The following is a 24,139-nucleotide window of genomic DNA, read 5'->3' as shown; positions in this document are numbered from 1 at the left end:
GCCAGGCAACCCCGACAAAAACCGACGTAAAGGCGCTCACATCAAGCGCAGACAACTATCAAAATAAGAGCAAAACACCCTTGCAGTCGCCCTGCAAACCGCCTGACGGAGGTGCGGTGCCCGCGTACCCATCGTCACTCAAACGTCACTGTCTGTAACTTCATAATCCCACCAACGGGGGCAGAAAGGCTGTCATCCCGCCTTACCAGAAGCAGCAGAGGAACCGATGAGAAAGCCCAAAGGCCGGACCCTGGAAGAGTTTGTGCCACTGATGCCCGGCGAGGCCAAACTTCTCCAGGCGTGCGCCAATGGGGACGAGGCCGCATTGGGCAACCAACGACCGACGCAGAAGACAGGTGACAACGCTGTCCGAGCAGACTTTATTCGCTTCCTGGCCCTGGGAGGGGATGACAATGCACCGATCCATGAACGAGGGGTTCGACTCGCTGGCGGGTGGATTGAGGGCGCACTCAACCTCACCGGTGCAGTCATACACACCACCCTTTCGCTTCGCCAGTCTTACTTCCCCTCCACTCCCGTACTTGAGGGGGCGGAGATAGCTGGCCGACTCAACCTTTCCGGCAGTGAAGTTCCAGGACTACGCGCCGATCAACTGCGATGCAAGCGCAGCGTCTTTCTTTCCAAAGGATTCACGGCCGTCGGAGAAATCCGCATGGTGGGCGCACGAATTGGCGGCAACTTGGATTGCAGGGGCGCGCAACTGGATGGTCAAGGTAGCGACTGTCTATCGATGGACGGCACCTTAATCAGAGGCGACGCTTCTTTATCACACGGTTTCACCGCAGTCGGAAAAGTTTGCCTGCTGGGTGCACAAATTGGTGGCGACTTCTATTGCCAGAGTGCGAAACTGGATGGTCAAGGCAGTAATTGTCTGTCGGTAGATCGCGCCGTGATCCACGGTAGCGTCTTTCTTACTGAGGGGTTCACAGCAGTCGGAGAAGTTCGCCTGCTGGGTGCACAAATTGGTGGCGACTTCTATTGCCAGAGTGCGAAACTGGATGGTCAAGGTAGTGACTGTTTGTCGATGGACAGCGCCGCGATCAAAGGCGGTGTCTTTCTTTCAGACGGGTTCACAGCAGTTGGAGAAGTTCGCCTGCTAGGAGCACAAATTGGCGGCAACTTGAATTGCCAGAGCGCGAAGCTGGATGGCGATGATGGTGGCAGCCTATCAGCTGACGGCATGACGGTAAGCGGTGCCTTTTTCTTTCGCCACTTAAAGCAATCCGTCAAACACGTTCAACTGTCTTCCGCCAAGGTAGGCCAGCTGATTGACGACGCAGACTCTTGGGGCGATCAATTGGTGTTGGATGGCTTTGTCTATAGCCACATTGCCGGCCAAGCCCCCACGGATGCAATGACGCGCCTGAAGTGGCTCAAAAAACAGCAGGCGAAGCACACAGGCGCAGATGGGTTTCGGCCACAGCCCTGGAAGCAGTTGCAGACCGTGCTGCGCAACATGGGGCATGAAGAGGACGCGCGGCAAGTCGCCATCGCACTTGAAGACCACATGCGATCAGTGGGGCTGATTGGGCAAACGCCCTCCAGCTGGCCAGGGTGGCGGCGCGGGGCGTATCGCACCACTGCGCAGGCTCTGCATTGGCTGTTCAAAGCACTGATCGGCTATGGTTACCGCCCGCTGCGGCTGGCGGGATGGATGGTGGGGGTCTGGTTGGCTTGCGCGATCATCTACTGGTGCGCGGCACTGCAAGGGGTGATGGCGCCCAGCAACCCGCTGGTGTTCCAGAACAAGGCTTACGAGCCGTCGTGCAAGCCGCGCGGGCCAGCACCTGAAGCGGTGGACAACACCAATTGGTATTTGTGCAAAGACTTGCCCGAGGAATACACGGGCTTCAGCCCGCTGGCCTACTCTCTGGACCTGCTGCTACCGCTGGTGGATTTGCAGCAAGAGCCCGACTGGGCCCCCATGATTCCCACGCCTGCCGGCACCTGGTACCAGGAGCTGTTTGGCAACTGGTCGTTCAAGCACTTTGTGCGGCTGACGGTCTGGTTTCAGATTCTGTTTGGCTGGGTTGCCAGCTTGCTGCTGGTGGCCGTGGTTTCCGGGCTGACCAAACGGCGCGAGGAATGAAGTGCAAGGCCAACAGAGCCTCTAATCTATCGCCCCGGGTTAAAAAAATACCGCGCAGCCCTTTCGGAATCTGCGCGGCCAGCTACTGAATCAGTAGCATTTCAGTAGCTTATCGACTTACTTCCTCTGCGGCGGCACGTCCGTGCAGCTGCCGTGGGCGATCTCCGCCGCCATGCCGATGCTCTCGCCCAGCGTGGGGTGCGGGTGGATGGTCTTGCCGATGTCCACGGCATCGGCCCCCATCTCGATGGCCAGCGCGATCTCGCCGATCATGTCGCCCGCGTGGGTGCCCACGATGCCGCCGCCCAGGATCTTGCCGTGGCCGTGGGCCTCGGGGCTGTCGTCGAACAGCAGCTTGGTGTAGCCCTCGTCGCGGCCGTTGGCAATCGCGCGGCCAGAAGCCGTCCAGGGGAACAGGCCCTTCTTGACCTTGATGCCCTGGGCCTTGGCCTGGTCCTCGGTGAGGCCCACCCAGGCGACCTCGGGGTCGGTGTAGGCCACGCTGGGGATCACGCGGGCGTTGAAGGCGGCGGCTGCCAGCTCCTTGTTGCCCTGCAGCTCGCCGGCAATGACCTCGGCCGCCACATGCGCCTCATGCACCGCCTTGTGCGCCAGCATGGGCTGGCCCACGATGTCGCCGATGGCGAAGATGTGCGGCACGTTGGTGCGCATCTGGATGTCGACGTTGATGAAGCCGCGGTCCGTGACTGCAACCCCAGCTTTTTCGGCGGCGATCTTCTTGCCGTTGGGCGTGCGGCCCACGGCCTGCAGGACCAGGTCGTACACCTGCGGTGCGGGGGCGGTGCCGCCCTCTTCCGCTGCGGCGAACGTCACCTCGATGCCTTCGGGCGTGGCCTTGGCCCCCACCGTCTTGGTCTTGAGCATGATGTTGTCGAAGCGATGCTGGTTCATCTTCTGCCACACTTTGACCAGGTCGCGGTCGGCGCCCTGCATCAGGCCGTCCATCATTTCGACCACGTCCAGACGGGCGCCCAGGGTGCTGTAGACCGTGCCCATTTCCAGGCCGATGATGCCGCCGCCCAGGATCAGCATGCGCTTGGGCACGCCCTGCAGCGCCAGGGCGCCGGTGGAGTCCACCACGCGCGGGTCGTCGGGCATGAAGGGCAGGCGCACGGCCTGGCTGCCGGCGGCGATGATGGCGCGCTTGAAGGCGATGACCTTCTTGGTGCCGGTCTTGTCCTGGCCGGTGCCGGTGGTTTCCTCCACCTCCAGGTGGTTGGCGCCGGCGAAGCTGCCGTAGCCGCGCACGGTGGTCACCTTGCGCATCTTGGCCATGGCGGCCAGGCCGCCGGTGAGCTTGCCGATGACCTTTTCCTTGTGGCCGCGCAGCGTGTCCACATTGACCTGGGGTGCGCCAAAGTCGATGCCGGCGGCAGACAGGTGCGCCACCTCGTCCATCACGGCCGCCACATGCAGCAGCGCCTTGGAGGGGATGCAACCCACGTTCAGGCACACACCGCCCAGGGTGGCATAGCGCTCGACCAGCACCACCTTCAGGCCCAGGTCCGCCGCGCGGAAGGCGGCGCTGTAGCCGCCGGGGCCGCCGCCCAGCACCAGCACGTCGCACTCCAGATCGGCGCTGCCGCCAAAGCTGGACGCTACGATTTGAGGAGCTGCTTGCGCTTGCGCAGCGGGCGCTGGGGCCTGTTTTTGCTCTGATGCTGTCGGCGCCGCGGTGGCTGCGCCTTCGGCCTCCAGCGTGAGCAGCACGGAGCCTTCGGCCACCTTGTCGCCCAGCTTCACCTTCAGTTCCTTGACCACGCCGGCGTGGCTGGAGGGGATCTCCATGGAGGCCTTGTCGGACTCCACGGTGATCAGGCTTTGCTCGGCCTTGATGGTGTCGCCAGGCTTCACCAGCACTTCGATGATGGCCACCTCGGCGAAGTCGCCGATGTCGGGCACCTTGATGTCAATCACTGCCATATCGGGTTCTCCTTTACAGCAGGATGCGGCGGTAGTCCGCCAGCACCTGGCCCAGGTAGGCGTTGAAGCGCGCGGCGCTGGCGCCGTCGATGACGCGGTGGTCGTACGACAGCGACAGCGGCAGCGTCAGGCGCGGCACAAACTGCTTGCCGTCCCACACGGGCTTCATGGCCGACTTGGACAGGCCCAGGATTGCTACCTCGGGCGCGTTGATGATGGGCGTGAAATGCGTGCCGCCGATGCCGCCCAGCGAGCTGATGGACATGCAGCCGCCCTGCATGTCGGCCGCGCCGAGCTTGCCGTCGCGGGCCTTCTTGGCCAGCTCGCCCATTTCCTGGCTGATCTGCAGGATGCCCTTCTTGTCGGCATCGCGCAGCACGGGCACCACCAGGCCATTGGGCGTGTCGGCCGCAAAGCCGATGTGGAAGTACTGCTTGTAGACCAGGGCGTCGCCGTCCAGGCTGGCGTTGAACTCGGGGAACTTCTTGAGCGCCGCGACCACGGCCTTGATGACGAAGGCCAGCATGGTCACCTTCACGCCGCTCTTCTCGTTCTCCTTGTTGGTGGAGACGCGGAAGGCTTCCAGGTCGGTGATGTCGGCCTCGTCGTTGTTGGTGACGTGCGGGATCATCACCCAGTTGCGCGACAGGTTGGCGCCGCTGATCTTCTTGATGCGCGACAGGTCCTTGCGCTCCACCGGGCCGAACTTGGCGAAGTCCACCTTGGGCCAGGGCAGCAGGTCCAGGCCCACGCCCGAGCCGCCGGCCGGCGCCTTGGCGGCCTGGGCCCTGGTCTGCAGGCTGCCGGCCATCACCGATTGGGTGAAGGACTGCACGTCTTCCTGCGTGATGCGGCCCTTGGGCCCCGTGCCCTTGACCTCGTCGATGGGCACGCCGAGTTCGCGCGCGAACTTGCGCACCGAGGGGCTGGCATGCGGCAAGCCCGGCGCGGGCGTGCCCGGCTGGTGCGCGGGCACGGCCAGCGACGCAGAGGCCGCCGCCGGCGCCGCCACAGCAGCCGCGGCCACGGGTGCGGCGGCTGCGGCCGGCGCGGGGGCCGGCACTGTGGCTGCCGCTGCGGGGGCCGCGGCCACCGCGCCCTCCAGCACAGCCACGAAGTCGCCGACGTTGACCTTGTCGCCAATCTTGGCCTTCAGCTCCTTCACCACGCCGGCGGCGGGCGACGGGATTTCCATCGACGCCTTGTCGGACTCCACGGTGAACAGCGACTGCTCCACGGCGACCGTGTCGCCCACCTTCACCAGCAGCTCGATGACGGCCACGTCCTTGAAGTCGCCGATGTCGGGCACGCGCACCTCGATGCGGCCCGCGGCCGGAGCCGCTGCAGGCGCCGCCACAGGTGTCGGCGCAGCCGCTTCTGTTTTGATAGCTGCTTGCGCTTGCTGTACGGGCGCTGCGGCCGCTTTTTGCTCAGAAACCGCATCTGCGGCGTCGAGCACGACGATCACCGAGCCCTGCTTGACCTTGTCGCCCAGGGCGACCTTGATCTCCTTGACCACGCCCGCGTGGCTCGACGGAATCTCCATCGACGCCTTGTCGGACTCCACGGTGATCAGCGATTGCTCGGCCTTGACCGTGTCGCCGGGCTTGACCAGCAGTTCGATCACGCCCACCTCGTCGAAATCCCCGATGTCCGGGACCTTGATGTCTACCAATGCCATTGTGTGTCTCCGCGGTCGCGCTCAGGCGTGAAGGGGGTTGGTCTTCTCGGTATTGATGCCGTACTTCTGGATGGCCTCGGCCACCTTGGACAGGGGCAGCTTGCCCTCGTCGGCCAGGGCCTTCAGGGCCGCCACGACGATGTAGTGGCGGTTGATCTCGAAGTGCTCGCGCAGCTTGCTGCGGAAGTCGCTGCGGCCGAAGCCGTCCGTGCCCAGCACTTTGTAGGCGCGGCCCGCGGGGATGAACGAGCGGATCTGCTCCGCGTAGTTCTTCATGTAGTCGGTGGAGGCGACCACGGGGCCCGTGGTCTTGCCCAGTTGCTCGGCCACGAAGGGCACGCGCGGCGTCTCCAGCGGGTGCAGCAGGTTCCAGCGCTCGGCGTCCTGGCCGTCGCGGGTGAGTTCGTTGAAGCTCGGGCAGCTCCACACATCGGCCTGCACGCCCCAATCGGCAGCCAGCAGCGTTTGCGCCTCCAGGCTTTCGCGCAGGATGGTGCCGGAGCCCAGCAGCTGCACGCGCTTGTCGCCTGCAGCGCCACCCTTGCACAGGTACATGCCCTTGATGATCTGCTCTTCCGTGCCGGGCTGCAGGCCGGGCATGGCGTAGTTCTCGTTGAGCAGCGTGATGTAGTAGAAGACGTTTTCCTGGCGCTCCACCATGCGCTTGAGGCCGTCGTGCATGATCACCGCCACTTCGTGCGCGAAGGTGGGGTCGTAGCTCACGCAGTTGGGAATGGTGCCCGCCAGGATATGGCTGTGGCCGTCTTCGTGCTGCAGGCCTTCGCCGTTGAGCGTGGTGCGCCCCGAGGTGCCGCCCAGCAGGAAGCCGCGCGCCTGCATGTCGCCGGCGGCCCAGGCCAGGTCGCCGATGCGCTGGAAGCCGAACATCGAGTAGTACACGTAGAACGGGATCATGACGCGGTTATTCGTCGAATACGACGTGGCCGCGGCGATCCAGGAGCACATGCCGCCCGCCTCGTTGATGCCTTCCTGCAGGATCTGGCCAGCCTTGTCTTCCTTGTAGTACATCACCTGGTCACGGTCGACCGGGGTGTACAGCTGGCCCTTGGGGTTGTAGATGCCGATCTGGCGGAACAGCCCTTCCATGCCGAAGGTGCGCGCCTCGTCCACCAGGATCGGCACCACGCGCGGGCCCAGGGCCTGGTCGCGCAGCAGCTGCGTGAGAAAGCGCACGTAGGCCTGGGTGGTGCTGATCTCGCGGCCCTCGGCCGTGGGTTCCAGCACGGCCTTGAAGGTCTCCAGCGCGGGCACAGCGAACTGCTCCTCCGCCTTGGGGCGGCGGCGCGGCAGGTAGCCGCCCAGGGCCTGGCGACGCTCGTGCAGGTACTTCATCTCCGGCGTGTCGTCGGCCGGCTTGTAATACGGGATGTCGGCCAGCTGGCTGTCGGGGATCGGGATGTTGAAGCGGTCGCGGATGTACTTGATGTCCTCGTCCGACAGCTTCTTGGTCTGGTGCACGGTGTTCTTGCCTTCACCGGCCTTGCCCATGCCGTAGCCCTTGACGGTCTTGACCAGCAGCACCGTGGGCTGGCCCTTGGTCTCGTTGGCGGCGTGGAAGGCGGCGTAGACCTTGGCGGGCTCATGGCCGCCGCGGCGCAGCTCGAAGATCTCCTCGTCGGTCATGTGCTCGACCAGCTTGGCCGTCTCGGGGTACTTGCCGAAGAAGTTCTTGCGCACGTAGGCGCCGTCGTGGGCCTTCATGGCCTGGTAGTCGCCGTCCACCGTTTCCATCATGAGCTGCTTGAGCTTGCCGCTCTTGTCGCGGGCCAGCAGCTCGTCCCAGCCATAGCCCCACAGCAGCTTGATGACGTTCCAGCCGGAGCCGCGGAACTCGCCCTCCAGCTCCTGCACGATCTTGCCGTTGCCGCGCACCGGGCCGTCCAGGCGCTGCAGGTTGCAGTTGATGACGAACACCAGGTTGTCGAGGTTTTCACGCGCAGCCAGGCCGATGGCGCCCAGGGATTCGGGCTCGTCCATCTCGCCGTCGCCGCAGAACACCCAGACCTTGCGGTTCTCGGTGTTGGCGATGCCGCGCGCATGCAGGTACTTGAGGAAGCGCGCCTGGTAGATGGCCATCAGCGGGCCCAGGCCCATGGACACCGTGGGGAACTGCCAGAACTCGGGCATCAGCTTGGGGTGGGGGTAGCTGGACAGGCCCTTGCCGTCCACTTCCTGGCGGAAGTTGTCGAGCTGCTCCTCGGTCAGGCGGCCTTCGAGGAAGGCACGGGCATAGATGCCCGGGGCGCTGTGGCCCTGGATGTAGAGCAGATCGCCGCCGTGGTTCTCGCTCTCGGCGTGCCAGAAATGGTTGAAGCCCGCACCGAACATGCTGGCCACCGACGCGAACGAGCCGATGTGGCCGCCCAGGTCGCCGCCGTCCGCGGGGTTCAGGCGGTTGGCACGCACCACCATCGCCATGGCGTTCCAGCGCATGTAGGCGCGCAGACGCTTTTCAATGGCGATGTTGCCGGGGCAGCGCGCCTCCTGGTTCGGCTCGATGGTGTTCACATAGCCCGTGTTGGCCGAGAAGGGCATGTCGATGCTGCTCTGGCGCGCATGCTCCAGCAGCTGCTCCAGCAGGAAGTGCGCACGCTCCGCACCCTCCTTGTCGATGACCGCCGACAGCGCTTCCATCCACTCTCGTGTTTCCTGCTGATCGGTGTCGGTCGTGGCGGGGGCTTTGGTCGGATCGGACATACCCAGTCTCCTTTGAATCATTGGCAATAACGGAATATTGGCGCGAGTTTCGCACAGTTTTTCGCCATTTCAAATAGTGCTTTTTGATTTCTTATTATGAAAAATTGCTGCAAACGCACATTATTTCTTCAGATGAAATGGCCTTCGGCCAGCCTTTAAACTTGCGCCCATGGACTCCCCCGACGCCCCGCCCGCCGACCCCGTCTCTGCTGTCAAAACCCCGGCGCGCTGGTGGCGTTCTTGGTGGCGCAGCCTCTCGCCCATGCGCCAGGACCGCTTTGCCGCCCTGGCGCCCCTGGCGTCCGTGCTGATGTTCCTGGCAGCCATCGTGGCGGCCTTCTGGTATTTGCGCACGGAAGAGGTGGAACGCGAGAAGGAAGCCCTCAAGCGCGACGTGGAATACGCCCAGCAGCGTGTGCGCCTGCGCCTGCTGGAGCGCCAGGAGCAGGTCATGCGCATCGCCCGCGACCTGTCCAACCAGGACCTGGAGCGCGCCGACTTCGTGAGCCGCGCCGAAACCCTCATCAGCCAGTACCCCGAGCTGCAGGCCATTACCTGGATCGACGAACGCCGCCGCATTCGCGCCAGCCATGCTGCTCCCACGGTGACCAGCAGCCAGCTGCGCGTGGGCGGCGAGGTGCTCAAGCCCGGTGAAACGGCCGACCTGTTCAGCCTGGCGCGCGACATGCAGCAGCCCGTCTACTCCCAGCCTGTGGCCAGCGCCGGAGACACCGTACCACTGCTGCAGCTGCAGGTTCCCCTGTCCCCACAGGGCAAGTTCGGCGGCGTGGTGCTGGCCGAATACTCCATCGACAGCCTGCTGCGCTATGGCACCCCCACGGAGGTGCTGGCGCGCTACGCCGTGACGCTGCTCGACGGCAACAACCAGACGCTCGCCGGCACGCCGCTGGCCCCGCGCACCAACGCCCTGCTGCCCTGGACCACCAAGGCCAACGAGTACGAAATCCCCGTATCCCCCGTCGGCAACGGCCTGGTACTGCGGGCCCAGGCCTACCGCACCTCACTAGGTGTGGTGGGCAGCGGCCTGTTCTGGCTGGTGGGCACGCTCAGTGGCATGACAGCATGGATGCTGATTGCCACCTGGCGCCACACGCGCCGGCGCCTGCAGGCCCAGCAGGCGCTGGTGGCGGAGACCAACTTCCGCCGCGCCATGGAAAACTCCATCCTCACCGGCATGCGCGCGCTGGACCTGGAGGGACGCATCACCTACGTGAACGCCGCGTTCTGCCAGATGACGGGCTGGACCGAGGCCGAACTGGTGGGCCAGACGCCGCCCTACAGCTACTGGCCCGAGGGGGAATACGAGGCGCTGCATGCCAACCTGCGCGACGAGCTTTCAGGCAAAACCGTCCCTGGCGGCTTTCAGGTGCGCGTGCGGCGCAAGAGCGGCACGCTGTTCGACGCGCGCCTGTATGTCTCGCCGCTGATCGATGCCCGCGGCCAGCAGACGGGCTGGATGACCTCGATGACGGACATCACCGAGCCCAACCGCGTGCGCGAGCAGCTCACAGCCTCACACGAGCGCTTCACCATCGTGCTGGAGGCCCTGGACGCCTCGGTGTCGGTCGCGCCCCTGGGCAGCGAGGAGCTGCTGTTCGCCAACCGCCTGTACCGCCAGTGGTTCGGCTCGCAAACCGGCGGCCACCTGCAGCTGGTGGCGCAGGCGGGCGTCTTGCCCGCGCCGGAGGCCAGGGGCATGGACGACGAGGACGGCCTCATGGGCCTGCCCACCGACCCGCTGACCAGCGCCCGCTCGGAAAACGCCGAGATCTACCTGCCCGACCTGGGCAAATGGCTGGAGGTGCGCTCGCGCTACCTGAACTGGGTGGACGGGCGCCTGGCCCAGATGGTGATTGCCACCGACATCACGCCGCGCCGCCAGGCCGAGGAGCAGGCTGCGCGCCAAGCCGAGCGCGCCCAATCGGTGAGCCGCCTGATCACCATGGGCGAGATGGCCTCCAGCGTGGCCCACGAGCTCAACCAGCCGCTCACGGCCATCAGCAACTACTGCAGCGGCATGGTGTCGCGCATCCAGAGCGGGCAGATCAGCGAAGAGGCCCTGCTGTCCGCGCTGCAAAAGACCGCGCACCAGGCGCAGCGCGCCGGCCAGATCATCCAGCGCATCCGCGCCTTCGTGAAGAAGAGCGAGCCCAACCGTACGCTGGCCGATGTGCACGACATGGTCAGCGAAGCCGTGGAGCTGGCCGACATCGAGCTGCGCCGCCACAACGTGCGCCTGACGCATTACGTCGCCGCCCGCCTGCCCCAGGTCATGGCGGACACCATCCTCATCGAGCAGGTGCTCGTGAACCTGATGAAGAACGGCGCCGAATCCATCGCCCAGGCCCACCGCCCACCCGCGGGCCGCAGCGTGGAGCTGCGCGTGGTGCCGCGCAACGTGGAGGGGCACGACGTGATCGAGTTCACGGTGCAAGACACCGGGAAGGGGTTGGCGCCCGAAGTGCTAGCCCACCTGTTCGAGGCCTTCTTCTCCACCAAGAGCGAGGGCATGGGCATGGGCCTGAACCTGTGCCGCAGCATCGTCGAATCGCACCACGGCCGGATGCAGGCGGAGAACCTCTACAATGGAACGGAGGTTACCGGCTGCCGGTTCTCTTTCTGGCTTCCGCTTGCCACTGCTGTGGATGCCACTATCAATTCCGCAGCAACGTCAACGCCAAGGACTATTGCATGAGCTTGATCCCGAAAAAAGGCACCGTCTATGTCGTCGATGACGACGAAGCCGTCCGCGACTCACTTCAGTGGCTGCTGGAAGGCAAGGATTACCGGGTACGCTGCTTTGATTCGGCGGAATCGTTCCTCGCGCGCTACGACCCGCGCGAAGTGGCCTGCCTGATCGTGGACATCCGCATGGGCGGCATGACGGGCCTGGAGCTGCAGGACCGGCTGATGGAACGCAAGTCCCCCCTGCCCATCGTGTTCATCACCGGCCACGGCGACGTGCCCATGGCCGTGAACACCATGAAGAAGGGGGCGCTGGACTTCATCCAGAAGCCCTTCAACGAGGAAGAGCTGCTGGGCCTGGTCGAACGCATGCTGGACCACGCCCGCGAAGCCTTCGCTGGCCACCAGCAGGCCGCCAGCCGCGACGCGCTGCTGTCCAAGCTCACGAGCCGCGAGGCGCAGGTGCTCGAGCGCATCGTCGCCGGCCGCCTGAACAAGCAGATCGCCGATGACCTGGGCATCAGCATCAAGACGGTGGAAGCGCACCGCGCCAACATCATGGAAAAGCTCAGCGCCAACACCGTGGCGGACCTTCTTAAGATTGCCCTGGGACAAAACGCCGCCAAGGCCTAAACGATTCCATTTTCATAGCTGCCTGCGCCCGTTCCACAAGCGCTAGGCAGCTTTTTCATTTGTATTTCGGATAGTTCAAACATGACAGCCCAACTGATCGACGGCAATGCCCTTTCGCGCCAACTGCGCACCGAAGTCGCCCAGCGCACGGCGGCCCTGAAAGAGCGCGGCATCACCCCCGGCCTGGCCGTGGTGCTGGTGGGCGACAACCCGGCAAGCCAGGTCTACGTACGCAACAAGGTCAAGGCCTGCGAGGACGTGGGCTTCCACTCCGTGCTGGAAAAGTACGACGCCACCATGACCGAGGCCGAGCTGCTGGCCCGCGTGGAGGCACTCAACAACGACCCCAGCATCCACGGCATCCTGGTCCAGCTGCCGCTGCCCAAGCACATCGACGATCACAAGGTCATCGAAGCCATCTCTCCCCTGAAGGACGTGGACGGTTTTCATGTGGCCAGCGCCGGCGCGCTGATGGTCGGCGAAGTGGGCTTCAAGGCCTGCACGCCCTACGGCTGCATGAAGATGCTGGAGTCGATCGGCATGAAGGACCTGCGCGGCAAGCACGCGGTGGTGATCGGCCGCTCCAACATCGTCGGCAAGCCCATGGCCATGATGCTGCTGGCCGCCAACGCCACCGTCACCATCACCCACAGCGGCACGGCCGACCTGGGCGCCATGACGCGCCAGGCCGACGTGGTGGTCGCCGCCGTGGGCAAGCGCAACGTGCTGACGGCCGACATGGTCAAGCCCGGCGCCGTGGTGATCGACGTGGGCATGAACCGCAACGACGAGGGCAAGCTCTGCGGCGACGTGGACTTTGATGGCGTCAAGCAGGTGGCCGGCCACATCACCCCTGTACCCGGCGGCGTGGGACCCATGACCATCACCATGCTGCTGGTCAACACGCTGGAAGCCGCCGAACGCCTGCCCTGAGCCGGTGCTTGAACCCTCCCCCTGCGACGCCATCTAAGCCAGCATGAGCAATCCCCTCCTCGACTTCTCCGGCCATATTCCGTTCGACCGCATCACTCCTGCCGATGTGGCTCCCGCCGTGGATGCGCTCCTGCAGCGCGCCGACGCCGCCCTGGAGACCGTGACCCAGCCCGACTTCCCCGCACGCTGGGATGCCATCGCCGGCGTGCTGGACATCGCCACCGAAGAACTCGGCCGCGCCTGGGGCGCCGTCAGCCATCTCAACAGCGTGGCCGACACGCCCGAGCTGCGCGCCGCCTACAACGAGGCCCTGCCCAAGGTCACCGAGTTCTGGACCCGCCTGGGCGCCGACGAACGCCTGTACGCCAAGTACAAGGCGATCGATCCGGCCACGCTCAACCCCGAGCAGCGCCAGGCGCACAGCAACGCCATCCGCAACTTCGTGCTGTCGGGCGCCGAGCTGCAGGGAGCCGCCAAGGAACGCTTTGCCGCCATCCAGGAACGCCAGGCCGAGCTGAGCCAGAAGTTCAGCGAGAACGCGCTGGACGCCACCGACGCCTATGCCTACTACGCCACTGCCGATGAACTGGACGGCCTGCCCGCCGATGTGCGCCAGGCCGCGCGTGCCGCGGCCCAGGCCGATGGCAAGGAAGGCTACAAGCTTACGCTGAAGATGCCCTGCTACCTGCCGGTGATGCAGTTCGCCACGAGCAGCGCGCTACGCGAGAAGCTCTACCGCGCCTACGTCACGCGCGCATCCGAACAGGCCCAGGGCGATGCCGCCCGCTTTGACAACACCGCCGTGATGGCCGAGATCCTGGCGCTGCGCAAGGAAGAGGCGCATCTGCTGGGCTACGGCAATTTCGGCCAGGTGTCCCTGGTGCCCAAGATGGCCCAGTCGCCCGACCAGGTCATCCACTTCCTGCGCGACCTCGCGCGCCGCGCGCGCCCCTTTGCCGAAAAGGACGTGGCCGATCTGCGCGCCTTCGCCGCCGAACACCTGGGTCTGGATGATCCGCAGTCCTGGGACTGGCCCTACATCTCCGAGAAGCTCAAGGAGGCGCGCTACGCCTTCAGCGAGCAGGAGGTCAAGCAGTACTTCACGGCGCCCAAGGCGCTTGCGGGCCTGTTCAAGATCGTCGAAACGCTGTTCGAGGTGGCCATCCGCCGCGACACGGCGCCCGCCTGGAACCCGGCCGTCGAGTTCTACCGCATCGAGCGCGACGGCCAGCTGGTGGGCCAGTTCTACCTGGACCAGCCCGCACGCCAGGGCAAGCGTGGCGGCGCCTGGATGGACGACGCGCGCGCGCGCTGGCTGCGCCCGGACAACGGCCAGCTGCAGACGCCCGTGGCGCATCTGGTGTGCAACTTTGCCGAGGGCGTGGAGGGCAAGCCGCCGCTGCTCACGCATGACGACGTCATCACCCTGTTCCATGAGTTCGGCCACGGCCTGCACCACATGCTCACCCAGGTCAACGAACGCGATGTCTCGGGCATCAGCGGCGTGGAGTGGGACGCCGTGGAGCTGCCGAGCCAATTCATGGAGAACTTCTGCTGGGAGTGGGAAGTGCTGCGCCACATGACCGCCCATGTCGACACCGGCGAGCCCCTGCCCCGCCCGCTCTACGACAAGATGATCGCGGCCAAGAACTTCCAGGCAGGCATGGCCACGCTGCGTCAGATCGAGTTCGCGCTGTTCGACATGCTGCTGCACACCGAGCACGATCCGCAGGACGCCCTGCTGCCGCTGCTCGACCGCGTCCGTGACGAAGTCGCCGTGCTCAAACCGCCGGCCTTCAGCCGCACGGCGCACACCTTCAGCCATATCTTTGCGGGCGGCTACGCCGCCGGTTACTACAGCTACAAGTGGGCCGAGGTGCTGAGCGCCGATGCCTACGCCGCCTTCGAGGAAACGGCCGGCGCAAACGGAGAGCCCAGCCTAGCGACCGGCAGGCGCTACCGGCAAGCCATCCTGGAGGCAGGTGGCAGCCGCCCGGCCATGGAGTCCTTCAAGGCCTTCCGCGGCCGTGAACCCAGCCTTGATGCGCTGCTGCGACACCAGGGCATGGCCACCGCGGCCTGAGTCCCCGACAATCGACGGCCCATTGCGGGCCGGCCGCCCTTGCGGGCGGGGCGCATTCCAACGACAACAGCCACAGGAGAGCTGCATGAACACCCTTCGCTTCGCCACCACCCTGGCCTGTGCGGCCGCCGCGCTGCTGGCTGCAACCGCACAAGCCCAGCAGGTGTACCGGATCGTGGGGCCCGACGGCAAGGTCACCTTCTCCGACCGCGCGCCCAGCACCACGACACAAGGCACCGAAGTCAGCAGCGGCCCGCGTGCAAGCGGTGGCAGCGGCCTTGACGCCCTGCCCTACCAGCTGCGCCAGGTCGCCACGCGCTTTCCCGTGACGCTCTACACGGCCAGCGACTGCGCGCCCTGCGGCAGCGCCCGCAACCTGCTGATCAATCGAGGAATCCCGTTCACCGAGCGTACGGTGGCATCCAATGAGGATCTCGACGCGCTCAAGCGGCTGGGCGGCGATGCCAGCCTGCCCCTTGGCACGATCGGCGCCCAGCATCTGAAGGGCTTTTCCGACTCCGAATGGAGCCAGTACCTGGATGCGGCGGGCTACCCCAAGCAGTCGCAGTTGCCGCCCAACTACCGACGACCCTCGGCCACGCCGCTCGTTGCGGCCACTCCCAAGCCGGCCACGCCGGCCAAGGAGCCGGCGGCACCACCCGCCGCAGCGGCGCCCACGCCGCCGCCCACGGGCCGCACACCCGCCAACCCTGCCGGCATCGTCTTCTGAAGCCAAGGGCGCCTGCGGGCGCCCCTCATGCAGGAGCCCGGGTCAGAACGACAGCGTGCGCACGCCCTGCGCCGTACCCAGCAGGCAGACATGGGCCTTCTGGTGCGCGAACACCCCCACGGTCACCACGCCGGGCCACTGATTCACCTCGCTTTCAAAGGCCAGCGGGTCATTGATGCCGAGGCCGCGCACATCCAGAATGTGCTGGCCGTTATCGGTCACCACAGGCTGGCCGTCCTTCAGGCGCAGGCTGGGCTGGCCGCCCATGGACTCGAACCGGCGCGCGATCTGCGCCGCGGCCATGGGAATCACCTCGACCGGCAGGGGGAACGCCCCCAAAACGTCCACCAGCTTGGACTCGTCTGCGATGCACACGAAGCGCTGCGCCAGCGCCGCCACGATCTTCTCGCGCGTGAGCGCCGCGCCGCCCCCCTTGACCATGTAGCCGCGGCCGTCAATCTCGTCCGCGCCGTCGATGTACACCGACAGCGAACGCACGTCATTGGCATCGAACACCGGAATGCCCAGCGCCCGCAGGCGCTCGGTGCTGGCCACGGAGCTGGACACCGCGCCACGGATGCTGTCCTTGATCGCCGCCAGCGCGTCGATGAACTTGTTCACCGTGGAGCCCGTGCCCACGCCCACAATCTCGCCAGGCACCACATATTGCAGCGCGGCCTGGCCCACCAGGGTCTTGAGTTCGTCTTGGGAAAGGGATGTGGGTGTCGTCATGGGGGAAAATCCGAAGTGATCATTGAATTATCCCCATGTCACTCCTTCCCTACGCTCTCGCTCGCCCTTTTCTCTTCGGCATGGATGCCGAGGCCGTCCACGAACTGACCATGGACATGCTGGCACGCGGCCAGCGCACGCCGCTGCAATGGGCCTGGTGCAACGAGACCGTGAGCGACCCGGTGCAGCTCGCCGGGCTCACCTTCCCCAACCGCGTGGGCATGGCCGCGGGGTTGGACAAGAACGCGCGCTGCATCGACGCCCTGGCCGCCATGGGCTTCGGCTTCGTGGAGGTGGGCACCGTCACGCCCCGCCCCCAGCCCGGCAACCCCAAGCCGCGCATGTTCCGCCTGCCCGAGGCACGCGCGCTCATCAACCGACTGGGCTTCAACAACGAGGGGCTGGTCGCCTTCATCGCCAACGTGCAGCGCTCGCAGGTCCGCGCCCAGGGCAAGCCGCTGCTGCTGGGCCTGAACATCGGCAAGAACGCCACCACGCCCATCGAGGAGGCCACGCGCGACTACCTCGCCTGCCTGGAAGGCGTGTACCCGCATGCCGACTATGTGACGGTGAACATCAGCTCGCCCAACACCCAGAACCTGCGCGCCCTGCAAAGCGACGAGGCGCTGGACGCGCTGCTGGGTGCCATTGCCGAACACCGTGAAAGGCTGGCCACGGCACAGGGCCGGCGCGTCCCCATCTTCGTGAAGATCGCCCCCGACCTGACCGAGGACCAGGTGGCCGTGATTGCCGCCACGCTGCAACGCCACGGCATGGACGGCGTGATCGCCACCAACACCACCATCAGCCGCGATGCCGTACAGGGCATGGCCCACGCCCAGGAAACCGGAGGCCTGAGCGGCGCACCAGTGCTGGCGGCGAGCAATGCCGTCATCCGCCAACTGCGCGCCGCACTGGGCCCGGCCTTCCCCATCATGGGGGTGGGCGGCGTCATGAGCGCAGAGGATGCCGTCAGCAAGATCCGCGCAGGCGCAGACGTGGTCCAGATCTACACCGGCCTGATCTACGAAGGGCCGGCGCTGGTGGCCCGTGCGGCACGCGCCATCAAGGCCCTGCACTGAGCATCGCGCCCACCAAAGAACAAGGGCCGCGACGCGGCCCTTGGTACATGGAGACAACGCGGCATTACCCGCGCCGCATGCGCAAGATCAGCGGCATCAGCACGCCAGCCCAGCGGATCATGCGGCCGGGCCCCGCCAGCGCGGCAGCGCCCACCACGGCCGCAACGGCCACCGGGTGTAGCCGCGCGAAGGCCAGCAGGCGCACGGCCAGCGGTGCGGCAGGCTCCACGCCCTCGCGCGTGGCCGCGATGGCGCGCGCCTGACGGAAGGCTGCGCGCCTGGCACGCAGGCGCTCGCGCTGCACCAGGATGCGATCCAGCACCTTCTGCTGCGCCGGCGTAGGTACGGGCGTGATGGCTTGGGGGTCAATGATGGGCATGGCTAGAGCTGCTCCTTGATCACATTCCAGTCCTGGCCCAGCTCCCGGCGGGTCAGCGCGAAGGCGTTGCCTGCCTGGCGCGCGACCGATACCAGGGCGGCCAACACGATGCCGCAGGCCACGAGCCAGCCCCCCACCAGAAGCCAGGCCACCAGCACACGCTGGGGGGTGTCCCAGAACTGCACCAGGATGGCCACCGACAACAGCAGCAAGGCCACGACAGCCAGGCAGCCGAAGAGGATGAGCAGCACCACCAGTTGCGCCAACCGCCGCTTCTGGTCGGCCCACTCGAGCCGCGCCAGTTGGATGCGATCTTCGGCGGCAATCGCCCCTTCCATCACGGCCGCACGCCAACGCGCGGCCCAGTCTTCCAGGCCCAACAGGGAAAACCAGTTCATGTGCTCTTTCCTAGCCGTTGGTGGACGATGGGGCGGCGTTCACGGCCAGGCCCGCACCCATCGCGCGGACTTAGCGGCGGGCCAGCAGGAAGCCGACGAGCGCGCCCACGGCCAGTGCGGCGCTGGCCACGCGCCAGGGTTCGTCATGGGCGTACCGGTCTGCGGCGCGCGCCGCATCCTTGGCCTGCTGAGCCGCATCCTGGGCGGCGCGCACGGCGGAGTCGCGCACGTTGTGGATGCCGTCATCCAGCCGCTGGCGCAGCTGCTTGATCTCCGGAATGCCGTCCAGATCCTTGCTGGACAGCAGGCTGCGCAGGTCGCCGACGAGCCGTTCAAGTTCACTCGGAGTGTTGGAAATGGTTTCGGATACGGAGGTCATACACAAGCCTTTCATAGCAGGACACAACGGTAGGCGCCACCCATGGCGAACATGGAGGGCGAACGACCCATCTTAGCCGAGCCCGACCAATTTCCCAGAACAGGCAGGGGCTGGAATGTGACCTGTGGCATACAGGCGCCGAGTCAGCCCCGCTCTCCATCGCGCAGCATGGCCGCGACATGCGCGCCGATGGCCAGCGCGCTGGTCAGTCCCGGGGACTCGATCCCGAACAGGTTGACCAGACCGGCCACGCCATGCTGCTGTGGCCCCTGGATCAGAAAATCGGCGGCCGGCTCGCCCGGGCCGTGGATCTTGGGGCGTATGCCCGCGTAACCCGCGGCCAGACTGCCATCGCGCAAGCCGGGCCAGTATTTCCGCACCTCGGCATAAAAGCCATGGGCACGGCTTGCATCCACCGTCAGATCGTCCGGGCCATCCACCCACTGCACGTCCGGGCCGAACTTGGCCTGGCCGCCCAGGTCCAGCGTGAGGTGCACCCCCAGGCCTGCGGCCTTGGGCACGGGGTACACCAGATGGCTGAAGGGCGCGCGGCCCGTCAGCGTGAAATAGTTGCCCTTGGCGTAAGCCGCGCGCGGCACACAGGCCGGGTCGAGGCCCGCAAAGCGCCGTGCCAGATCCGGCGCATGCAGCCCCGCGGCGTTCACCACGGCACGTGCGCTGATGCGGGTTCCATCGATCGCTTCCAAATGCATAGCGCCTTGCGCATACTGTGCCTGCCTCAGAGGCGAATTCAATGCCAAAAGCCCCCCTGCATTCTCCAGATCGCCCAGCAGCGACAGCATCAGGGCATGGCTGTCCACGATGCCCGTGCTGGGGGACAGCAGCGCGGCCACGCATTCCAGCTCGGGCTCCAGCGTCCTGGCCTCGTCGCGCGTGAGCCATTGCAAATCCTTCACACCATTGGCCGCCGCGCGCTCCTTGATGCCGGCCAGCGCCTGTTGCTGCTCCTGCGACGTGGCCACGATAAGCTTGCCGCAGCGCCTGTGCGGCAGCCCGCGCTCCGCACAATAGCCATACAGCATGGCCTTGCCCTGCACGCACAGCCGAGCCTTGAGCGAGCCCTGTGGGTAGTAGATGCCGGCATGTATCACCTCGCTGTTGCGCGAACTCGTTTCCGTGCCGATAGCGTTGGCCGCCTCCAGCACCAGCACCTCGCGCCCCTGCAGTGCCAGCGCGCGCGCCACGGCCAGGCCCACCACGCCCGCGCCGACGACGACGCAATCCACCATTTCGCTCATTGCCTGCTCCTCCAACTCACGCCTGCTCGAAGCCCTCGAGCACATTCACCGCATTCGTTCCCAGCTCCGCCGCCGCGTAGCCGCCCTCCAGCACGAACACCGTGGGCATGCCAAGCCGGGCAAGGCGCTCGCCAACGCGCGAGAAATCCGCCGAGGCCAGCAGGAAGCCCGAGATCGGGTCACCCTCGTAGGTATCCAGCCCCAGCGACACGACCAGCGCATCCGCGCCATGGGCGGCAATGCGCACGCAGGCATGCTCCAGCGCATTGATCCACCCGGCAAAGCACGTGCCCGCGGGCAGCGGCAGATTCAGGTTACAGCCCGCCCCAGCCCCAACGCCGGTCTCGTCGGCATAGCCCAGATAAAACGGATACTCGGTGCGCGGATCGCCGTGGATGCTGACGAACAGCACATCGGCCCGGTCATAAAAGATGCTCTGCGTGCCGTTGCCATGGTGGTAGTCCACATCCAGCACCGCCACGCGCCCGGCCCCGCGGTTGCGCAGCGATTGCGCCGCCACCGCAGCGTTGTTCAGGAAGCAGTAGCCCCCCATGAAGTCCGCCCCCGCATGGTGGCCTGGCGGGCGCGTACAGCAAAAGGCCGCGCGCGCTCCACTGGCCACATGGGCCGCGGCGCTTTCCGCGGCATCGGCCCCTGCCTTCGCGGCCGCCCAGGTGCCTGCGGCCAACGGAGAACCGTTGTCCATCGAATACAGGCCCAGTCTGGCGATGAAGTTCGCGGGCTCCACATCCGAGCGCAGCGTACGCACCGGCCAGACGGAGGGAAACGGCTGCCGTTCGGCGTTGCCCGCATCCAGTGCCAGCCATTGCTGCCAGGCCGTCTGCAGGAACGCCAGATAGCGCGGCGCATGCACCTGGGCCAGAGTGGCACGGCTGTCCGCGTTCGGCGCATGCATGTCATGGCCGCGCATCGTCAGGGCCGCCTCCACATAGACCGCTCGCGCCGGCGTTTCAAAGCATGGGACGCGCTCGCCACGAAAGAACTCATGCACGGGTGCATGCCCTTGATGCAGTGGATTGTGGAAAGTAATCATGGAAGGCGACCGGATGCTGTCACGGGAGAGCGGATTGTCTCCGAACGCATGCGCCGCAAGGCTCATGAAAAAACCCCTTGCCGGCTTGCCTGCAAGGGGTTTGTTTGGTGGGTGATACATGGATCGAACATGTGACCCCTGCCGTGTGAAGGCAGTGCTCTACCGCTGAGCTAATCACCCGATGAAACCGCTCGCGCTTGGCGCGAACGTTTTCATGAAAATGGTGGGTGATACATGGATCGAACATGTGACCCCTGCCGTGTGAAGGCAGTGCTCTACCGCTGAGCTAATCACCCGTGTCGTTGCTGCGACAGCCTGCAATTATGGCATAGCTTTTGGCGCATCAGAGAAAGTTCGCCAAATTGTTTTGCCTCCGCTGGATCTGTCGATCTGCGCCAGCAGGTCTTCGTGTTCGGAAAGCTCCTGCGCGCTGGCCTCCAGCACCTGTAGCGCAATGCCGCTCAGGTCCATGGTTGCCGCCTTCATGCCGCCCTCGCCTTCGGGCGTCTCGTCCATGATCAGCAGCGCGTCCTGGCCGCGGGTCAGATTGATGTAGACGTCGGCCAGCAGTTCTGCGTCCAGCAAGGCGCCGTGCAGCGTGCGGCCCGAGTTGTCCACGCCCAGACGATCGCACAGCGCGTCCAGCGAATTGCGCTTGCCCGGGAACATCTCCTTGGCCATGGCCAGGGTGTCGATGATGCTGCCGACATGCGTGGCCAGCGGCGGCATGCCGACCAGCTCCAGCTCCTTGTTCAGAAAGCCGACGTCGAAGCTCGCGTTGTGAATGATGAGTTCGGCGCCCTGCAGGTACTGCAGGATGTCCTGCACCCGCTCGGCAAACTTGGGCTTGTCCCGGAGGAACTCGTTGCTGATGCCGTGAACCTTGAGCGCGTCCTCGTGGCTGTCGCGTTCGGGGTTCAGGTACAGGTGCAGATTGTTGCCGGTGAGCTTGCGGTTGAGCAGTTCCACGCACCCCAGTTCGATGATGCGATCGCCACCCTCGGCGGACAGGCCCGTGGTTTCCGTGTCCAGAACAATCTGCCGCGACATCAGTGGTTCTCCTTGGCGTGGTTGATGGAGTACTTCGGAATCTCCACCGTCAGGTCGCTCTGGGCCACGATGGCCTGGCACGACAGGCGCGACTGCGGCTCCAGCCCCCAGGCGCGGTCGAGCAGGTCCTCCTCCTCTTCCTCCGCCGCGTTCAGCGAGCCATAGCCCTGGCGCACGATCACGTGGCAGGTGGTGCAGGCGCAGCTCATGTCGCAGGCATGCTCGATCTTGATGTCGTTGTCGAGCAGGGCCTCGCAGATCGAGGTGCCGGCGGGTGCGTTGATCTCGGCACCCTGGGGACAGTATTCGGGATGGGGCAGGATTTTGATGACGGGCATGGCAGCCAGGTGCTGAAAAAAGCTGAAGGATGGATGGGTGTTCTCGCGCTGCTCAGAGCGAATCGACGCTCTTGCCCGCCAGTGCCTCGCGGATGCCGCGGTTCATGCGTTGGGCCGCAAAGGCCTCGGTGCCCTTGGCCAACGCATGGGTCGCAGCCTCCACGGCGGCCGCGTCATGGCCGGCCTCCAGCACCGCACGCAGCGACTGCATGAGGGCATCGACGGCGGTGCGCTCATCGGGTGCGAGCACATCGCCATCGGCATCCAGGGCGCTTTGCGTGGCAATCAGCAGCCGGTCGGCGTCGACGCGGGCCTCGACCAGGGCGCGCGCCTGCATGTCCTGCTGGGCCGTAGCAAAGCCGTCCTGCAGCATGTGGGCGATCTGGTCATCGCTCAGGCCGTACGAGGGCTTGACATCGATGCGCGCCTCCACGCCGCTGCTTTGCTCGCGCGCGCTCACGCTGAGCAGACCATCGGCATCCACCGTGAAGGTCACGCGGATGCGCGCCGCGCCCGCGGCCATGGGCGGAATGCCGCGCAGCTCGAAGCGCGCCAGGCTGCGGCAGTCCTGCACCAGGTCGCGTTCGCCCTGGACCACGTGGATGGCCAGCGCCGTCTGCCCATCCTTGTAGGTGGTGAAGTCCTGCGCCTTGGCGGTGGGAATGGTCTCGTTGCGGCCGATGATGCGCTCCACCAGACCACCCATGGTCTCGATGCCCAGCGACAGCGGAATCACGTCCAGCAGCAGCAGGTCGCCAGCGGCGTTGTTGCCCGCCAGCTGGTTGGCCTGGATGGCAGCGCCAATGGCCACCACCTCGTCGGGGTTCAGGTTGGTGAGCGGTGGCCTGCCAAAGAAATCGGCCACGGCCTCGCGCACCTGCGGCATGCGGGTGGAGCCCCCCACCAGCACCACGCCCTGTACGTCGCCGCGCTCGATCTGCGCATCCCGCAGGGTGCGGCGCACCGCCGCCAGCGAACGCTGCGTGAGCGCGGCCGTGGCTGCAGCAAAATCCGAGCGCTTTACATCAAATTGGGCCTTGACGCCCGCCACATCAGCGCTAAAAGCTATTATTTCAGTAGCAGTCAACGCTTCCTTGCAGGCACGTGCGGCCAGGCGCACGGCGGTTTTGTCTTCCGGCGAATGTGCCTGCAGGCCCAACTGCTGCAGTACCCAATCGGCCAGCGCGGCGTCGTAGTCGTCGCCACCCAGGGCCGAATCCCCTCCCGTGGCGATCACCTCGAACACGCCCTGCGTGAGGCGCAGCACCGAGATATCGAAAGTGCCGCCGCCCAGGTCATAGACGGCGTAGATGCCCTCCGCGGCGTTGTCCAGGCCATAGGCAATGGCTGCCGCCGTGGGCTCGTTGATGAGGCGCAGCAGGTTCACGCCCGCCAGGCGCGCCGCATCCTTGGTGGCTTGGCGCTGCGCGTCGTCGAAGTAAGCAGGCACCGTGATCACGGCGCCATAGACATCGTCGTCGAAGCTGTCTTCGGCGCGGTAGCGCAGCGTGGCCAGAATCTCGGCGCTCACCTCCACGGGCGACTTCACGCCCCCGGCGGTGGACAGCGTCAGCATGCCGCCCTCGCCCGGCGCCGCAACGAAGTTGTAGGGCAGCTTCTCGCGATCGGCGATGTCGCTCACACCCCGTCCCATGAAGCGTTTGACGGAGGCCAGCGTGTTGGCGGGGTCCAGCATCTGCGAAGCCGCTGCCTCATGCCCGATCTGCCGCCCGCCGCCGGACAGGTAGCGCACGATCGAGGGCAGCAGCACCCTGCCCTGCGCATCCGGCAGGCATTCGGCCACGCCGTTGCGCACGGCCGCCACCAGCGAATGCGTGGTGCCGAGGTCGATGCCTACGGCAATGCGCCGCTGGTGCGGGTCGGGGGACTGCCCGGGTTCGGAAATCTGCAGAAGCGCCATGGAATCGTC

Annotated in this window: 19 protein-coding genes and 2 tRNA genes; 7 read left to right on the top strand and 14 right to left on the bottom strand. The window is 65.9% G+C overall.

Annotated elements, in window-relative coordinates; genetic code table 11:
• Nucleotides 1-226: 226 nt before the first annotated feature.
• Nucleotides 227-2,110, top strand: a complete 1,884-nt coding sequence (locus BP68_RS01025) for a hypothetical protein (protein WP_496368180.1) — start codon at nt 227-229, stop codon at nt 2,108-2,110.
• 117 nt (nt 2,111-2,227) lie between these two features.
• Here BP68_RS01025 and lpdA read toward each other — a convergent pair whose 3' ends face one another.
• The 3 genes from lpdA to aceE are packed head-to-tail and all read right to left on the bottom strand — an operon-like array spanning nt 2,228 to nt 8,453.
• On the bottom strand, nt 2,228-4,054 hold the full coding sequence (gene lpdA / locus BP68_RS01020) for a dihydrolipoyl dehydrogenase (RefSeq protein WP_496368178.1): 1,827 nt from the start codon (nt 4,052-4,054) through the stop codon (nt 2,228-2,230).
• A gap of 13 nt (nt 4,055-4,067) precedes the next feature.
• Nucleotides 4,068-5,735 (bottom strand): dihydrolipoyllysine-residue acetyltransferase, encoded by a 1,668-nt coding sequence (gene aceF / locus BP68_RS01015; protein ID WP_496368176.1) that lies wholly within the window; start codon nt 5,733-5,735, stop codon nt 4,068-4,070.
• Between the two features lie 21 nt (nt 5,736-5,756).
• The gene (gene aceE, locus BP68_RS01010; protein ID WP_496368175.1) at nt 5,757-8,453 is read right to left on the bottom strand and encodes a pyruvate dehydrogenase (acetyl-transferring), homodimeric type; all 2,697 of its coding nucleotides are present in this window, start codon (nt 8,451-8,453) and stop codon (nt 5,757-5,759) included.
• A 169-nt stretch (nt 8,454-8,622) separates the two neighbouring features.
• Between aceE and BP68_RS01005 the strand changes: the two genes are divergently transcribed.
• The 5 genes from BP68_RS01005 (at nt 8,623) to BP68_RS00985 (ending at nt 15,538) form a co-directional block, all read left to right on the top strand.
• The gene (locus BP68_RS01005; protein ID WP_496368173.1) at nt 8,623-11,169 is read left to right on the top strand and encodes a PAS domain-containing sensor histidine kinase; all 2,547 of its coding nucleotides are present in this window, start codon (nt 8,623-8,625) and stop codon (nt 11,167-11,169) included.
• On the top strand, nt 11,166-11,792 hold the full coding sequence (locus BP68_RS01000) for a response regulator transcription factor (RefSeq protein WP_496368171.1): 627 nt from the start codon (nt 11,166-11,168) through the stop codon (nt 11,790-11,792). The genes BP68_RS01005 and BP68_RS01000 overlap by 4 nt, the downstream gene beginning before the upstream one ends.
• An 81-nt stretch (nt 11,793-11,873) precedes the next feature.
• Complete coding sequence (gene folD / locus BP68_RS00995) at nt 11,874-12,725, top strand: bifunctional methylenetetrahydrofolate dehydrogenase/methenyltetrahydrofolate cyclohydrolase FolD (RefSeq protein WP_496368169.1); 852 nt, start codon at nt 11,874-11,876, stop codon at nt 12,723-12,725.
• Between the two features lie 43 nt (nt 12,726-12,768).
• On the top strand, nt 12,769-14,808 hold the full coding sequence (locus tag BP68_RS00990; RefSeq protein WP_496368167.1) for a M3 family metallopeptidase: 2,040 nt from the start codon (nt 12,769-12,771) through the stop codon (nt 14,806-14,808).
• Nucleotides 14,809-14,893: 85 nt separating this feature from the next.
• Entirely contained in the window at nt 14,894-15,538 is a 645-nt protein-coding gene (locus tag BP68_RS00985; protein WP_496368165.1) for a glutaredoxin family protein, read from the top strand.
• A 42-nt stretch (nt 15,539-15,580) separates the two neighbouring features.
• Here the strand turns inward: BP68_RS00985 and rpiA are convergent, their stop codons facing one another.
• The gene (gene rpiA, locus BP68_RS00980) at nt 15,581-16,270 is read right to left on the bottom strand and encodes a ribose-5-phosphate isomerase RpiA (RefSeq protein WP_496368163.1); all 690 of its coding nucleotides are present in this window, start codon (nt 16,268-16,270) and stop codon (nt 15,581-15,583) included.
• 35 nt (nt 16,271-16,305) lie between these two features.
• On the opposite strand from rpiA, the gene BP68_RS00975 reads away from it, so the two are divergent.
• Nucleotides 16,306-17,352 carry a quinone-dependent dihydroorotate dehydrogenase gene (locus BP68_RS00975; RefSeq protein WP_496368161.1) on the top strand — a complete coding sequence of 349 codons (1,047 nt, stop codon included), beginning with the start codon at nt 16,306-16,308 and terminating at the stop codon, nt 17,350-17,352.
• Between the two features lie 64 nt (nt 17,353-17,416).
• Here the strand turns inward: BP68_RS00975 and BP68_RS00970 are convergent, their stop codons facing one another.
• The 10 genes from BP68_RS00970 to hscA form a co-directional block, all read right to left on the bottom strand.
• Complete coding sequence (locus tag BP68_RS00970; RefSeq protein WP_496368159.1) at nt 17,417-17,731, bottom strand: hypothetical protein; 315 nt, start codon at nt 17,729-17,731, stop codon at nt 17,417-17,419.
• A gap of 2 nt (nt 17,732-17,733) precedes the next feature.
• Entirely contained in the window at nt 17,734-18,129 is a 396-nt protein-coding gene (locus BP68_RS00965; RefSeq protein WP_496368157.1) for a phage holin family protein, read from the bottom strand.
• Nucleotides 18,130-18,199: 70 nt separating this feature from the next.
• On the bottom strand, nt 18,200-18,508 hold the full coding sequence (locus BP68_RS00960; protein ID WP_496368154.1) for an ElaB/YgaM/YqjD family protein: 309 nt from the start codon (nt 18,506-18,508) through the stop codon (nt 18,200-18,202).
• 143 nt (nt 18,509-18,651) lie between these two features.
• Nucleotides 18,652-19,767, bottom strand: coding sequence for an NAD(P)/FAD-dependent oxidoreductase (locus BP68_RS00955; RefSeq protein ID WP_496368152.1), 1,116 nt, complete (start codon nt 19,765-19,767; stop codon nt 18,652-18,654).
• A gap of 16 nt (nt 19,768-19,783) precedes the next feature.
• Nucleotides 19,784-20,821: a histone deacetylase family protein gene (locus BP68_RS00950; protein ID WP_496369046.1), complete on the bottom strand. Its 1,038-nt coding sequence runs from the start codon at nt 20,819-20,821 to the stop codon at nt 19,784-19,786.
• A 105-nt stretch (nt 20,822-20,926) separates the two neighbouring features.
• Nucleotides 20,927-21,001: transfer RNA gene (locus BP68_RS00945), tRNA-Val, on the bottom strand.
• A gap of 41 nt (nt 21,002-21,042) precedes the next feature.
• Nucleotides 21,043-21,117 (bottom strand) — tRNA-Val (locus BP68_RS00940).
• A 25-nt stretch (nt 21,118-21,142) separates the two neighbouring features.
• On the bottom strand, nt 21,143-21,871 hold the full coding sequence (gene dnaQ / locus BP68_RS00935; RefSeq protein ID WP_496368150.1) for a DNA polymerase III subunit epsilon: 729 nt from the start codon (nt 21,869-21,871) through the stop codon (nt 21,143-21,145).
• Entirely contained in the window at nt 21,871-22,209 is a 339-nt protein-coding gene (gene fdx, locus BP68_RS00930; protein ID WP_496368148.1) for an ISC system 2Fe-2S type ferredoxin, read from the bottom strand. Before fdx ends, dnaQ begins: the two co-directional genes overlap by 1 nt.
• 52 nt (nt 22,210-22,261) lie before the next feature.
• Complete coding sequence (hscA, locus tag BP68_RS00925) at nt 22,262-24,130, bottom strand: Fe-S protein assembly chaperone HscA (protein ID WP_496368146.1); 1,869 nt, start codon at nt 24,128-24,130, stop codon at nt 22,262-22,264.
• Between the last annotated feature and the right edge of the window lie 9 nt (nt 24,131-24,139).

This window comes from Diaphorobacter oryzae DSM 22780 (genome assembly GCF_059568935.1).
This window is presented reverse-complemented; position numbering and strand designations above follow the sequence as displayed.